Origin of the sequence: Nocardioides palaemonis (assembly GCF_018275325.1) — a bacterium.
Lineage (GTDB): Bacteria > Actinomycetota > Actinomycetes > Propionibacteriales > Nocardioidaceae > Nocardioides > Nocardioides palaemonis.
This window is the reverse complement of sequence record NZ_JAGVQR010000001.1, coordinates 1,213,186-1,226,887: the sequence shown is the minus strand read 5'-3', so window position 1 is coordinate 1,226,887 and position 13,702 is coordinate 1,213,186. Positions and strand designations below refer to the sequence as shown.

The 13,702-nt window shown below is 73.1% G+C and carries 11 protein-coding genes; 3 read left to right on the top strand and 8 right to left on the bottom strand.

Features of this window, described 5'->3' with window-relative positions; all coding sequences use genetic code 11:
• Nucleotides 1–117: 117 nt before the first annotated feature.
• From gatB to ligA, 5 genes are all read right to left on the bottom strand, one after another.
• Nucleotides 118–1,641, bottom strand: coding sequence for an Asp-tRNA(Asn)/Glu-tRNA(Gln) amidotransferase subunit GatB (gene gatB, locus KDN32_RS05965; RefSeq protein WP_211731141.1), 1,524 nt, complete (start codon nucleotides 1,639–1,641; stop codon nucleotides 118–120).
• On the bottom strand, nucleotides 1,638–3,161 hold the full coding sequence (gene gatA / locus KDN32_RS05960; protein WP_211731140.1) for an Asp-tRNA(Asn)/Glu-tRNA(Gln) amidotransferase subunit GatA: 1,524 nt from the start codon (nucleotides 3,159–3,161) through the stop codon (nucleotides 1,638–1,640). The genes gatB and gatA overlap by 4 nt, the downstream gene beginning before the upstream one ends.
• Nucleotides 3,161–3,460: an Asp-tRNA(Asn)/Glu-tRNA(Gln) amidotransferase subunit GatC gene (gatC, locus tag KDN32_RS05955; RefSeq protein ID WP_129400616.1), complete on the bottom strand. Its 300-nt coding sequence runs from the start codon at nucleotides 3,458–3,460 to the stop codon at nucleotides 3,161–3,163. Before gatC ends, gatA begins: the two co-directional genes overlap by 1 nt.
• 51 nt (nucleotides 3,461–3,511) lie before the next feature.
• The gene (locus tag KDN32_RS05950) at nucleotides 3,512–4,768 is read right to left on the bottom strand and encodes a calcium-binding protein (protein ID WP_211731139.1); all 1,257 of its coding nucleotides are present in this window, start codon (nucleotides 4,766–4,768) and stop codon (nucleotides 3,512–3,514) included.
• 220 nt (nucleotides 4,769–4,988) lie between these two features.
• Nucleotides 4,989–7,175 carry an NAD-dependent DNA ligase LigA gene (ligA, locus tag KDN32_RS05945; RefSeq protein ID WP_211731138.1) on the bottom strand — a complete coding sequence of 729 codons (2,187 nt, stop codon included), beginning with the start codon at nucleotides 7,173–7,175 and terminating at the stop codon, nucleotides 4,989–4,991.
• A 150-nt stretch (nucleotides 7,176–7,325) separates the two neighbouring features.
• Between ligA and KDN32_RS05940 the strand changes: the two genes are divergently transcribed.
• From KDN32_RS05940 to KDN32_RS05930, 3 genes are all read left to right on the top strand, one after another.
• Nucleotides 7,326–7,949, top strand: a complete 624-nt coding sequence (locus KDN32_RS05940; protein WP_211731137.1) for a TetR/AcrR family transcriptional regulator — start codon at nucleotides 7,326–7,328, stop codon at nucleotides 7,947–7,949.
• Nucleotides 7,950–8,004: 55 nt separating this feature from the next.
• Entirely contained in the window at nucleotides 8,005–9,612 is a 1,608-nt protein-coding gene (locus tag KDN32_RS05935) for a DHA2 family efflux MFS transporter permease subunit (RefSeq protein WP_211731136.1), read from the top strand.
• A gap of 126 nt (nucleotides 9,613–9,738) precedes the next feature.
• Complete coding sequence (locus KDN32_RS05930) at nucleotides 9,739–10,377, top strand: alpha/beta hydrolase (RefSeq protein ID WP_211731135.1); 639 nt, start codon at nucleotides 9,739–9,741, stop codon at nucleotides 10,375–10,377.
• 3 nt (nucleotides 10,378–10,380) lie between these two features.
• Here KDN32_RS05930 and KDN32_RS05925 read toward each other — a convergent pair whose 3' ends face one another.
• The 3 genes from KDN32_RS05925 to KDN32_RS05915 are packed head-to-tail and all read right to left on the bottom strand — an operon-like array spanning nucleotide 10,381 to nucleotide 13,673.
• Nucleotides 10,381–11,352 (bottom strand): uroporphyrinogen decarboxylase/cobalamine-independent methonine synthase family protein, encoded by a 972-nt coding sequence (locus KDN32_RS05925; protein WP_211731134.1) that lies wholly within the window; start codon nucleotides 11,350–11,352, stop codon nucleotides 10,381–10,383.
• A 23-nt stretch (nucleotides 11,353–11,375) separates the two neighbouring features.
• On the bottom strand, nucleotides 11,376–12,476 hold the full coding sequence (mnmA, locus tag KDN32_RS05920; protein WP_211731133.1) for a tRNA 2-thiouridine(34) synthase MnmA: 1,101 nt from the start codon (nucleotides 12,474–12,476) through the stop codon (nucleotides 11,376–11,378).
• Nucleotides 12,477–12,491: 15 nt separating this feature from the next.
• Complete coding sequence (locus tag KDN32_RS05915) at nucleotides 12,492–13,673, bottom strand: cysteine desulfurase family protein (RefSeq protein WP_211731132.1); 1,182 nt, start codon at nucleotides 13,671–13,673, stop codon at nucleotides 12,492–12,494.
• Nucleotides 13,674–13,702: the final 29 nt, after the last annotated feature.

Below are 13,702 nucleotides of genomic sequence, written 5' to 3'. Positions count from 1 at the left end.
CTTTCCTTCCCGCCCGCCGGGAGCAGGCGCCGGGTCCGGCCCCTGCGCTCCCCCACGTGGTGCGAGCGTTGGTTGGTGATGTGACCTGTGTGACTCGCTCGCACCCTAACAAGTTGTCTAGACAGCCAACTTTTCCAGGATCAGCTCGCGGACCCGTCCGGCGTCGGCCTGTCCACGCATCTCCTTCATCACCGCACCGATGAGCGCACCGGCCGCCGCGACCTTGCCGTCGCGGATCTTGTCGGCGACGTCGGGGTTGGCCGCGATGGCGTTGTCGACCGCCACGCCGAGCGCCCCGTCGTCGGACACGACCGCGAGGCCGCGCTTCTCGACGACCTCGTCGGGCGACCCCTCGCCCGCCAGCACGCCCTCGAAGACCTGCCGCGCCAGCTTGTCGTTGACGACCTTCTCGTCCACGAGCGCCTGGATCCGCGCGACCTGCGCGGGGGTGATCGGCAGGTCGACGAGGTCGACGCCGTCCTCGTTGCTGCGCCGGGCGAGCTCGCCGAGCCACCACTTGCGGGCGGCCTGCGGGGCGGTGCCCTCGGCGATGGTCTCCTCGACCAGGCCGAGTGCGCCGGCACCGATGGTGTCGCGCATCTCCATGTCGCTGAAGCCCCACTCGGCCTGCAGCCGGGCGCGCTTCGCGGTCGGGTTCTCCGGGAGCGTGGCGCGCAGCTCCTCGACCCACTCGCGACTCGGAGCGACCGGCACCAGGTCGGGCTCGGGGAAGTAGCGGTAGTCCTCGGCGTCCGACTTCTCCCGGCCGCTGGTCGTGATGCCGGTGTCCTCGTGCCAGTGACGGGTCTCCTGCAGGATCGAGCCGCCGCCGTCGAGGATCGCGGCGTGGCGCTGCATCTCGTAGCGCACGGCCCGCTCCACGGAGCGGAACGAGTTGACGTTCTTGGTCTCGGTGCGGGTGCCGAGCACGCCGCTGCCCTTGGGCGACAGCGAGAGGTTGACGTCGGCGCGCAGGTTGCCCTGGTCCATCCGGGCCTCGGAGACGCCGAGCGCGACGATCAGCTCGCGCAGCTGGGCGACGTACGCCTTCGCGACCTCGGGTGCCTTCGCGCCCGCGCCGAGGATCGGCCGGGTGACGATCTCGATGAGCGGGATGCCGGCGCGGTTGTAGTCGACCAGCGAGTGGTCGGCGCCGTGGATGCGGCCGGTGGCGCCACCGACGTGCAGCGACTTGCCGGTGTCCTCCTCCATGTGGGCGCGCTCGATCTCGACGCGGTAGGTCTCGTCATCGCCCCCCTCGACCGGCACCGTGACGTCCATGTAGCCGTCGAAGGCAATCGGCTCGTCGTACTGCGAGGTCTGGAAGTTCTTCGGCATGTCCGGGTAGAAGTAGTTCTTCCGGGCGAACCGGCACCACTCGGCGATGTCGCAGTTGAGCGCGAGGCCGATCCGGATGGCCGACTCCACCGCCTTGCCGTTGACCACCGGCATCGCGCCGGGCAGGCCGAGGCAGGTCGGGCACACGCCGGCGTTGGGCTCGCCGCCGAAGACGGCCGGGCAGCCGCAGAACATCTTCGAGGCGGTGTTGAGCTCGACGTGCACCTCGAGGCCCAGCGCGGGGTCGTAGGACGCGAGCACGTCGTCGAACGGCACGAGGGCCGTGTCGGTGGTGGAGGTCATCGGTCCGACTCCTTCGTGGGCAGGGCGGGCGCCTTCTCGATGAGGGGCGCTCCCCACGTCTTCTCGTGCAGCGTCTCCAGTGCGGCGCCGACGCGGTAGACGCGGTCGTCGGCGAGCGCCGGGGCCAGGACCTGGAGGCCGACGGGCAGGCCGTCCTCCTCGGCGAGGCCGTTGGGCACCGAGATGCCCGGGACGCCGGCCAGGTTGGCGGGGATGGTGGCGAGGTCGTTGAGGTACATCGCCATCGGGTCGTCGAGCTTCTCCCCCAGCCGGAACGCCGTCGTCGGCGCGGTCGGCGAGACCAGCACGTCTACCCGGGCGAAGGCGGCGTCGAAGTCGCGACTGATGAGCGTGCGGATCTTCTGCGCCTGGCCGTAGTAGGCGTCGTAGTAGCCGCTGGACAGGGCGTAGGTGCCGAGGATGATCCGGCGCTTGACCTCGTCGCCGAAGCCGGCGTCGCGGGTGGCCCGCATGACCTCCTCGGCCGACGGGTCGCCGTCGGGCGTGACCCGCAGGCCGTAGCGCATCGCGTCGAACTTCGCGAGGTTGCTCGACGCCTCGGCCGGCAGGATCAGGTAGTAGGCGGCCAGCGCGTGCACGAACGAGGGGCACGACACCTCGACGACCTCGGCGCCCGCGGCGACCATCAGGTCGACGGACTCCTGGAAGCGAGCCATCACACCGGACTGCCAGCCCTCGCCGGCCAGCTCGGTGATGACGCCGACCCTGACGCCGGTCAGGTCGCCGGTGGACCCGGTGCGGGCGGCCCCGGTGAACGACGGCCAGTCCTGCGCGATCGAGGTGGAGTCGCGCGGGTCGTGCCCGCCGATCACGTCGTGCAGCATCGCCGCGTCGAGGACGGTGCGGGTCACGGGGCCCGCCTGGTCGAGGCTGTTGGCGAGCGCGACCAGGCCGTAGCGCGAGACGCCGCCGTAGGTGGGCTTGACGCCCACGGTGCCGGTGACCGCGCCGGGCTGGCGGATCGAGCCACCGGTGTCGGTGCCGATGGCCAGCGGCGCCTCGAAGGCGGCCACGGCCGCGGCCGAGCCACCGCCGGAGCCGCCGGGGATCCGGTCCAGGTCCCACGGGTTGCGGGTCGGGCCGTAGGCGGAGTGCTCGGTGGAGGAGCCCATCGCGAACTCGTCCATGTTGGTCTTGCCGAGGATCGGGAGGCCGGCCTCGCGCAGCCGCGTGACGACGGTGGCGTCGTAGGGCGGCACCCAGCCCTCGAGGATCTTCGAGCCGCAGGTGGTCGGCAGGCCCCGGGTCGCGAGCACGTCCTTGACCGCGATCGGTACGCCGTCGAGGGCGCCGCGGGCCTCGCCGCGGGCGCGGCGGGCGTCGGAGTCGGCGGCGTCGGCGAGCGCACCGTCGCGGTCGACGTGCAGGAAGGCGTGGACGTCGGTGTCGACGGCCCCGATGCGGTCCAGGTGGGCCTCGGTGAGCTCGACCGAGGTGACGTCGCCGGAGGCGAGCGCGTCCGCGAGGTCGGCGGCGGTGCGCCGGGTCAGGTCGCTCATCAGGCCTCCTCACCCAGGATCCGCGGGACGGAGAAGCGCTGCTCCTCCACCGCCGGGGCGCCCGACAGCGCCTCCTCGGCGGTCAGGCCCGGCACCACGACGTCCTCGCGGAAGACGTTGGTCAGCGGGATGGCGTGCGAGGTGGGCGGCACGTCGTCACCGGCGACTCCGTTGATGGACGCGACGGACTCGAGGATCACGCTCAGCTGGGGCGCGAGGTGGTCGAGCTCGGCGTCGGAGAGGTCGATGCGGGCGAGGGTGGCGAGGTGGGCCACTTCCTCCCGGGAGATCTCAGGCATGGGGTGATCCTAGGAGAGTCCCGGGACCTCCTCCGACGCGGCACCGACGGCTCAGCAGCTGGAGCGCTTCTCCGCGTTCTTGCAGGTGTCGTTGCCGCCGCGCCCGCGGACGATGTCGAAGCCCTTGCCGCCGTCGAGCCGGTCGGGCTCGTCGGAGCCGATCAGCACGTCGGCGCCGCCGCGTCCGTAGAGCTCGACGCGGTAGTCGGGGTTGGCGGCCACGATCTCGGACTCGTTGCTGCCCTTGAAGACCGACTTCGCCCGGGCCGGCAGCTGGACGTCGTTGAACCCGCTGACCTTGCCCTCGAGCGTGTAGGGCTGGAGGCCGCGGATCGTGGTCTTCTTCAGCTGGTCGATGCGCAGCGTCGGCTTGAGCGCCGGGTTCGAGCTGGGCAGCAGCCGCAGCCGGTCCTGCCCGCCGAAGCCCTTGGCGACGAACCCGGAGTCCACCGGGAGCGGGAAGGTGATCGTGTCCGAGCCGCTGCCGCCGCGGAGCTGCTGGTGGATCTCGGACGACGAGGTCAGCACGTCGCTGCCGCTGCCGCCGACGAAGAGGTCAGAGCCCAGGCTGCCGGTGATCCTGTCGTCTCCCGCGTCGCCGTAGAGCCGGTCGTTGCCGGGCGCACCGGAGGAGTCGGCGGCGATCGTGTCGTCACCGCCACGGCCGAAGATCGTGTCGTCGCCGCCGCGAGCGAGGATGACGTCGGCCTTGTTGGTGCCCTTGACGGTGTCGCCGAACGCGGTGCCGATGACGCGGATGCCGCCGAGCACACCGGACACCGTGTCGCTGCCGTCGGCCGCGATCGCGACGGTCTGTCCCGAGCTGAAGTCGACGACCATCGGGGCCGGCGCGTCGCGGTAGGAGACGCCGTCGAGGACGGAGGCGGTGCCCTCGGTCGCGGGCCGCGGGTCGTAGCCGAGCTCGATGGTGTCGTTGCCGGCGCCACCGATGAGGGTGTCGCCCTTCTTCACCACCCGACCGAACCGGTCGAGCCGCACCAGGTCGGCTCCGCCGTCGAGCCGGTCGTTGCCGTCGCCGCCGAAGATCGTGTCGGCCCCGTCGCCACCGCAGATGACGTCGTTGCCGCCGAGACCGCGGATGGTGTCGTTGCCGCCGCGGGCGACGATGACGTCGCGCTTGGGCGTGCCGGTGATCGTGTTGGCCTTGTCGTTCCCGACCATCGTCGCCTTCAGGCCGCCGCAGGTCGGGCGAGCCGCCTCGGCGGGCACGAGCACCGTCCCGGAGAGCGGGGTGAGGACGACCGCGGCGGCCGCGGCGGCGAGGAACCTGCGAGAGCTGGGGGACATCGGACGACCTTTCGCTGGTGAGTGCCCGAGACGGCACCTCAGGAGTGGGACCACGCCCGCGGCCGGTTGGTTGTCGAAGGCCCGTCCCTCCTCCTCCCCTACCCGTTCCGCGCAGGCGTACACACCGGGGCGCCAGACCGCAGCGACCGCTCCGCGAACCACCTCGTCCTCGGGGGTCGCAGCTACGACAGCTGACCGCCTCGCACGTCGACGTGGCGCGTCAGGCGAGGGCGTCCGGGCCGCCCTCGAGGAGCCGCACGAACTGCGCCTCGTCGAGGACCGGGACACCGAGCTGCTCGGCCTTGTCGGCCTTCGACCCCGCGTTGTCCCCGACCACCACGTAGTCGGTCTTCTTCGACACCGACCCGGCCGCCTTGCCGCCGCGGGAGATGATCGCCTCCTTGACCGAGTCGCGGGTGAAGCCCTCCAGCGAGCCGGTCGCGACGACGGTCAGTCCCTCCAGCGTCCGGGGCACCGAGTCGTCGCGCTCGTCGGCCATCGCGACGCCGGCGGCCGCCCACTTCTCCACGATCTCGGTGTGCCAGGCCGCGTTGTCGCCGATCTCCTCGGTGTCGGCGTCGCCCTCGCTCGCGCCGTGGAACCACTCGCGCACCGACGCCGCGATCGTCGGGCCGACGCCCTCGGTGGCCGCGAGCGTCTCCTCGTCGGCCTCGCGGACCGCCTGCATCGAGCCGAGCTCGGTGGCGAGGGCGCGCGCGGCGGTCGGGCCGACGTGGCGGATCGAGAGCGCGACCAGCACCCGCCACAGCGGGACCTTCGCCTTGCGCTCGTGGAGGTTGGCGAGCAGGCGGACCCCGTTGGCGCTGAGCTGGGGGCCGGTCTCGTCCTTCTTCGGCGCGCGGGTGAAGAGCGGCGCCTGCAGCAGCGCCGCCTCGTCGAGGTCGAACAGGTCGCCCTCGTTGGTGATCACCCCGGCCTCGAGCAGCGCGACCGCCGCCTCGTAGCCGAGTCCCTCGATGTCGAACGCACCGCGGCCGGCGACGTGGAAGACCCGCTCGCGGACCTGGGCGGGGCACTGCTCGTGGTTGGGGCAGCGCAGGTCCTTGTCGCCCTCCTTCTGCTGGGCCAGCGGCGTGCCGCAGGCCGGGCACTCGGTGGGCATCACCCACTCCGCGAGCCCCTCGGGACGCAGCGCGAGGACCGGGCCGAGGATCTCGGGGATCACGTCCCCCGCCTTGCGCAGGATGACCGTGTCGCCGGGACGGACGTCCTTGCGCTTCACCTCGTGGGCGTTGTGGAGCGTCGCGTTCTCCACCGTCGAGCCGGCGACCTTGGTCGGCTCCATCACGCCGTAGGGGGTCACCCGGCCGGTGCGGCCGACGTTGACCTCGATCGACTTGAGGAGGGTGTTGACCTCCTCCGGCGGGTACTTGAAGGCGATCGCCCAGCGCGGCGCCCGGCTGGTGGAGCCGAGCCGGCGCTGCAGGGAGACGTCGTCGACCTTCACGACCAGGCCGTCGATCTCGTGGCCGACGATCGTGTGACGGTGCTCGCCGACGTGCTCGATGCGCGCCTCGACCTCCGCGATCGTGTCCACGACCCGGACCTCGTCGGAGGTCGGCAGTCCCCACGCGCGCAGGGCCGCGTAGGCCGCGCTCTGGGCGGGCGGGTCGAAGCCCTCGCGGGCACCGATGCCGTGGCAGACCATGCCGAGGTCGCGGGTCGCGGTGACCCGCGGGTCCTTCTGGCGCAGCGACCCGGCGGCGGCGTTGCGCGGGTTGGCGAACATCGGCTTGCCGGCGTCGACCATGGAGGCGTTGAGCCGCTCGAAGGCGTCGGTGGTCAAGAAGACCTCGCCGCGCACCTCGACCAGCGCGGGCACCGGGTGCTCGTCGGTGCCGGTGAGCCGGTGCGGGACCGAGGCGATGGTCTTGACGTTGGGGGTCACGTCCTCACCGGTGCGCCCGTCGCCGCGGGTGAGCGCGCGGACCAGGCGGCCGTCCTCGTAGAGCAGGTTGATCGCGAGGCCGTCGACCTTGAGCTCGCACAGCAGCGCGGGCGCCTCGATGCCCTCGCGCAGGATCCGGGCGTACCACGCGCCGAGCTCCTCGAAGGAGAACGCGTTGTCGAGCGACTCCATGCGCTGGAGGTGGTCGACCGCGGTGAACTCGGTCGAGACCGCACCGCCGACCTTCTGCGTCGGTGAGTCGGGCGTGCGGAGCTCGGGGAACTGCTCCTCCAGACCCTCGATCTCGCGCAGCCGGACGTCGAAGTCGGCGTCGGAGAGCGTCGGGTCGTCGAGCACGTAGTAGCGCCAGCGCGCGTCCTCGACCTGCTCGCTCAGCTCGCGGTGGCGCTCGCGCGCCTCGGGCGGCGCGGGCGCGAGGTCGCCGGAGGTGGTGGCGGAGGAGGAGGACGTGGAGGGCGGCCCGTCGGTCGTGCTCATGGGCACAGTCTGCCGGTCGCCGCCGACACCGGTGCCCGCGCCAGTGGTCTGGACCGGTCCGGAAAAGATCCGGTGCGGCGGGAATGGGCGTGCGACCCTTGCGGTTGGTCGAAACGAAACCGTTTCGTTTCATCATCTGTGAGAGGCCGCATGACCCCGACCGAGACCGGCACCCGCCCCCGCGTGGTGGGCGAGCGCGAGATGGAGATCCTCGACGCGACGCTCGACGTGCTCGCGGACGTGGGCTACGACCTGCTCACCATGGACGCCGTCGCCACCCGCGCGAAGGCGTCCAAGGCCACGCTCTACCGCCGCTGGCGCGGCAAGCCCGAGCTCGTGGTCGCGGCGATCACGGCCCGCAAGGGCGAGGCCACCACCCCTGACACCGGCACCCTGCGCGGCGACCTGCTGGCGGCCTACTGCGGCGCCGGCGGGATCGACGACCCGCTCGCGCAGTCGGTGCTCGCCGCCGTCGTGACCGCGATGGGCCGCGACCCCGAGTTCGCCGAGGTCTACCGCCGCGAGTTCATCGGGCCCAAGGTCGCGGCTTCCCGGGTGCTCTACGAGCGTGCCCGGGCCCGCGGCGAGGTGCACCCCGACGTCGACCTCGACGTGCTCGCCCCCTCGCTCGCCGGGATCGTGCTGCATCGCGCGTTCCTCCTCGGCGAGCAGGTCACCACCGACCTGGTCGGGCGCGTGCTCGACGAGGTGATCCTGCCCGCTGCGCTCCACGGACCGGCCGGCCCGGCCCGGCCGCGCCCCTCCAGGGCCTGACTGTCAGACCCCTCTGCTCCACTCGACCCAGACCCACGTCACGAAGGACCCGCACATGACCGACCTCGCTCCGGCCACCGACGAGGTGACCCCCGAGCAGCACAAGCGCCTGCGCTGGGCGCTCGTGCTCATCTCGCTCGCCCAGCTGATGGTGGTGCTCGACTCCACCATCGCCAACATCGCGCTGCCGTTCATCGGCCGCGACCTGTCGATCGACCAGGCCAACCTGCAGTGGATCGTCACCGGCTACGCCCTGACCTTCGGCGGCTTCCTGCTCCTCGGCGGCCGCCTCGCCGACCTGATGGGACGGCGCCGGATCTTCATGGCCGGCGTGCTGCTCTTCGCCGTCGCCTCCCTCGTCGGCGGCGCCGCCCAGAACGAGGCCATGCTGCTCGGTGCCCGGGCCTTCCAGGGCCTCGGCGCGGCGATGGCCTCCCCCGCCGCCCTCGCCCTGATCGCCACCACCTTCCCGGCCGGCAAGGAGCGCAACCGCGCGTTCGCGGTCTACGCCGCGATGGCCGGCGTCGGCGCCGCCGTGGGCCTGATCCTCGGTGGCTGGCTCACCGGCCTCGACTCCCCCCTCGGCATCGAGGGGTGGCGCTACACCTTCCTGATCGTCGTCCCGATCGGGCTCGGTGCCGCGCTGTTCGCGCCCCGCTTCTTCGACGAGTCCGAGCGCCACGCCGGTGAGCTCGACGTCCCGGGCGCCATCACCGGCACCGCCGGCCTGCTCGCCATCGTGTTCGGCCTGAGCCGCGCCGGCCAGGAGGACTACGGCTGGGACGCCACCAGCACGATCGTCAGCCTCGTCGCGGGCGTGGCCCTGCTCGGCGTGTTCGTGCTGATCGAGTCGCGCGTCGCCCACCCGCTGCTGCCGTTCCGGATCTTCGCCAGCAAGAACCGCGCCACCGCGTTCGCGGTGATGATGATCGTCCCGGCCGCGATGTTCGCGATGTTCTTCTTCCTGTCGCTGTTCATCCAGCTGGTCGTCGGCTACTCCCCGCTGCACACGGGCTTCGCGTTCCTGCCGTTCTCGATCGCGATGATCATCTCCGCCACCGCTGCCTCCAAGCTGGTCAGCACGGTCGACCCGCGCTTCCTGTCCGGTGTCGGCACGCTGCTCTCCGCAGCCGCGCTCTTCGGGTTCAGCCGCCTCGACGTGCCGCAGAGCGCGTCGGGCATCATCGAGACGATCACGACCACCGGCCACCTCGGCGACGGCGTCAACTACTGGACGCACGTCCTGCCCTTCATCGTGCTGATGGCCTTCGGCATGGGACTCAACTTCGTGCCGCTGACCCTCGTGGCGGTCCACCGCCTGCGGGCCCAGGACTCCGGCATCGGCTCGGGCGTGCTCAACACCATGCAGCAGGTCGGCGGCGCCCTCGGCCTCGCCACCCTCAGCACGGTCGCGCTCCACTTCACCAACGCCCGCACCGAGGAGATCGCTCCGCAGATCGGCGCAGCGGCCCAGGGGGCGCTGACCCAGGAGCAGGTCGGGCAGTTCGCCTACCTGTCGGGCTTCTCCGAGGGCGCGACCCACGCATTCCTCGTCGGCTTCGCGATGATGCTCGTCGCGTCGGCCATCACCTGGCTGTTCCTCGACGTCAAGCACGAGGAGCTCGCCACCGAGGACGCCCCCGAGGGTGTCGGCGTCCACTGACACCGACCCACGACCAGCGGCGAGGGAGGATCTCCGGTGACCCGGGGGTCCTCCCTCGCGCCATCCCCCGGCACATCCGCGGCCAGCCCAGCCCATCCACGACCACCCCGGCTCCGAAGGACCGACGTGCCCGACCTCCACGTGACCACCTACGACGTCCCCGCGCACCCGACCGCGATGGTGCTCGTCCTGCACGGCGGCAAGCCCCGCTCGCGCCAGTCCGTCGACGGACGCAGCGCGTCGTGGCGCCGGGCCGCCTGGCTGGCGCGGTCGGTGGCGCCACGTGCCGCCGACGCGGGTGCGGGCGTCTGGCTGGTCCGCTACGACCAGCGCGGCTGGAACGGCGGCGCCGACCGGGTGGCGGACGCCCGACAGGCGCTCGACGAGCTGCGCGCCGCCCACGGCGACGTCCCGGTCGTCCTGCTCGGCCACTCGATGGGCGCCCGGGTGGCGGTCCACGTGGCCGACGACCCGTCGGTGGTCGGCGTCGTCGGCCTGGCGCCGTGGTGGTCGGCCGAGGACCCCGTCGCGACCCTGGCCGGGCGGACGCTGCGCGCGGCACACGGACGGCGTGACCGGATCACGTCGTTCAGGGAGACCACGCGCTACGTCGAGCGCGCCCGCGCCGTCGCCGACAGCGTCGAGCTGCGCGACATGGGAGCCCTCGGCCACTACATGCTGTCCGGCTCGCAGCGCTGGCACGACGTGGCGGTCGGGCTCACCCTCGACGTGCTCGGCGCCGCGGTCCCGTCCGGCGACCGCTGAGGCTCAGCGACCAGACAGGCCGTCAGCGCCGCGCCGCAGGACCTGCAGCGCCTCGCGGGCCCATCCGCCCGACGCGCCCGCCAGCCCGCAGGTCGGGGTGACCACGAGCCGGTCACCGACCTCCTCGGGGTCGAGGCCGAGCATGTCGAGCCAGCGCTGCACCCGCTCGACCACGCGGGCGTCGGAGACCACGGCGGCCGGGTCGGTCGACGGCACGACGCCGAGCGCCGCCGTGCGGCCCTGCTCGAGCGCCTCGGCGAAGGTGTCGAGGTCGGCGGGCCCGAGCATCGCCAGGTCGGCCGACAGCCCGGACACGCCGGTCCCGACGACCAGCGACCACGGCGTCTGCGGCGCGCACGAGTGCACCCAGGCCTCGGCACCCGCGTCGGTCACGGCCGACACCACCCACTCGAGGTGGGCCGACGCCTCCGGCAGGTCGACGCTGCGGTGGCGTCCGTAGCCGCTCGCCGTGGGGACCTGGCCGCCCACCACTGCGGCGAGCGCCGGCTCGTCGACCTGGACCACGAGGCGGTCGACGTCCGGGAGCCGGCGCCGCAGGTCGGCGACGTGGGTGCGCAGCCCCTCGGCCAGCGCCTGGGCGAGCTCGCGGCGGGCCCCGTGGTCGCTCAGCACCTTGTCGCCCCGCGGCTTCTCGACCGTCGCGGCGAGGGTCCACGGGCCGGCGACCTGGGTCTTGAACGCGCCCGCGTAGCCCTGGGCGAGCTCCTCGACGGTGTCGAGGTCCTGGGCGAGCAGGGAGCGGGCCCTGCGGTGGTCGACCCCGCTGGTGTCGGTGAGCCGCCATCCGGCGGGCTGCAGGTCGGCGCCGAGCCCGTCGACGACCGCGAGCGCCCGGCCGGTCATGCCGGCGGCCACGCCGCGCCCCGGGACCTCGGGCACGAACGGCAGGTCCGGCAGCTCGCCCAGCACGAGGCGTACGGCCTCGGCGTGGTCGGCGTCCGTCGTGCCGGGCATCGACCCGACCCCGGTCGCCAGGCTCACGCGGCGCCCACCGCCCGGGTCGAGGCGATGGTGGCCGACCCGACCACGCGGGTGCCGTCGTAGACGACCGCCGCCTGGCCGGGTGCGATGCCCTCGGCCGGGTCGAGCAGCTCGATCTCGACGCGGTCGCCGTCGACGGTGACGACGGCGCGGTGCTCGGCGCCGTGGGCGCGGAGCTGGACGGTGCCCTCGACCCGCTCGGGGACGGTGCCGCACCAGCGCGGGCGGATCCCGACGACCTGGTCGACCGCGAGCCGCTCGCGCGGACCGACGGTGACGGTGCCGCTGACCGGCTCGATGTCGAGCACGAAGCGGGGCTTGCCGTCCGCGGCCGGGACGCCGAGCCGCAGCCCGCGGCGCTGGCCGATGGTGAAGCCGTAGGTGCCGGGGTGGGAGCCGACGGTCTCCCCCGTCGTCGCGTCGACGATGTCGCCGCCGTGGTTGGGCGCCCGGTCGCCGAGCTTCTCGCGCAGCCAGCCGGCGTTGTCGCCGTCGGCGACGAAGCAGATGTCGTGGGAGTCGGGCTTGTCAGCGACCAGCAGCCCCCGGGCCTCGGCCTCGCGCCGTACGGTCGGCTTGTCGGTGTCACCGAGCGGGAACAGCGAGTGCCGCAGCTGCGACTGGTCGAGGACGCCGAGGACGTAGGACTGGTCCTTGCCGTGGTCGACGGCGCGGTGCATCTCGATCAGCCCGTCGGCCCCGGTCCGCAGCTGCGCGTAGTGACCGGTCGCCACGGCGTCGAAGCCCAGCGCCAGCGCCCGGTCGAGCACCGCGGCGAACTTGATCTTCTCGTTGCAGCGCAGGCACGGGTTGGGCGTGCGGCCGGCGGCGTACTCGTCCATGAAGTCCTCCACGACGTCCTCGTGGAAGCGGTCGGACAGGTCCCAGACGTAGAACGGGATGCCGATGACGTCGGCGGCCCGACGGGCGTCGTTGCTGTCCTCGATGGTGCAGCAGCCGCGGGCGCCCGTGCGGTACGACGCCGGGTTGCGGCTGAGCGCGAGGTGCACGCCGGTCACGTCGTGCCCGGCCTCGACGGCGCGCGCGGCGGCGACGGCCGAGTCCACCCCGCCGGACATGGCGGCGACCACCCTCATCGGTGCGACGTCCCCTCAGCGGGCCCGCGCGGCGCGGGCGCGCTCGACGACGGGCCCGATGGCCTCGACGAGGGCGTCGACGTCGGCGGGGGTGGTGGTGTGGCCGAGCGAGAAGCGCAGCGAGTGGCGCGCCTGGTCGGGGTCGCACCCCATCGCGAGCAGCACGTGGGAGGGCTGCGGGACGCCGGCCGAGCACGCCGACCCGGTGGAGCACTCGATGCCCCGGGCGTCGAGCAGCATCAGCAGCGAGTCGCCCTCGCAGCCCGGGAAGCCGATGTGGGCGTTGCCGGGCAGACGCAGCGGGCCGACCGGAGCACCGTGCAGGTGGGCGTCGGGCACGACGTCCAGCACCCGCCTCACCAGGTCGTCGCGCAGCGCGGCGACCCGCACGGCGTGGTCGTGCTGGCCCTTGACCGACGCCTCCACCGCGGCCGCCAGGCCGGCGATGGCGGGCACGTCGAGGGTGCCGCTGCGGATGTCGCGCTCCTGGCCGCCGCCGTGCACCAGCGCGCTCACCGGCAGGTCGCGGCGCACGACGAGCGCGCCGACGCCGTAGGGGCCGCCGACCTTGTGGCCGGTGAAGGTCAGCGCGTCGACGCCCGAGGCGCCGAAGTCGACCGGCACCTGGCCGAGTGCCTGCACCGCGTCGGTGTGGACCGGGATGCGGTGCTCGGCGGCGAGGGCGACCACCTCGTCGAGCGGCTGGAGCGAGCCGACCTCGTTGTTGGCCCACATCACCGAGACGAGCGCGACCGACTCCGGGTCGTGCTCGATCGAGGCCCGCAGCGCGTCGACGTCGAGCACGCCCTCGCTCGAGACCGGCAGCAGCTCGACCTCGGCGTCGTCGTTGTCGGCCAGCCAGTGCAGCGGGTCGAGCACCGCGTGGTGCTCGACGGAGGTGGACAGGATGCGGGTGCGGCGGGGGTCCTCGGCGCGGCGCGCCCAGAAGATCCCCTTGAGCGCGAGGTTGTCGGACTCGGTGCCGCCGGAGGTGAAGACGATGTCGCCCGGCCGCGCCCCGACCACGCCCGCGATCGCCTCGCGCGACTCCTCGACCACCCGACGGGCGCCGCGGCCCGAGGCGTGCAGCGAGCTGGCGTTGCCGACACCGGAGAGGTGGCGCGTCATGGCCTCGACCGCGACCGGCAGCATCGGCGTGGTCGCGGCGTGGTCGAGGTAGACGATGCGCTCGCTCATGACCTGCCAAGCCTACGCGGACGGCATCG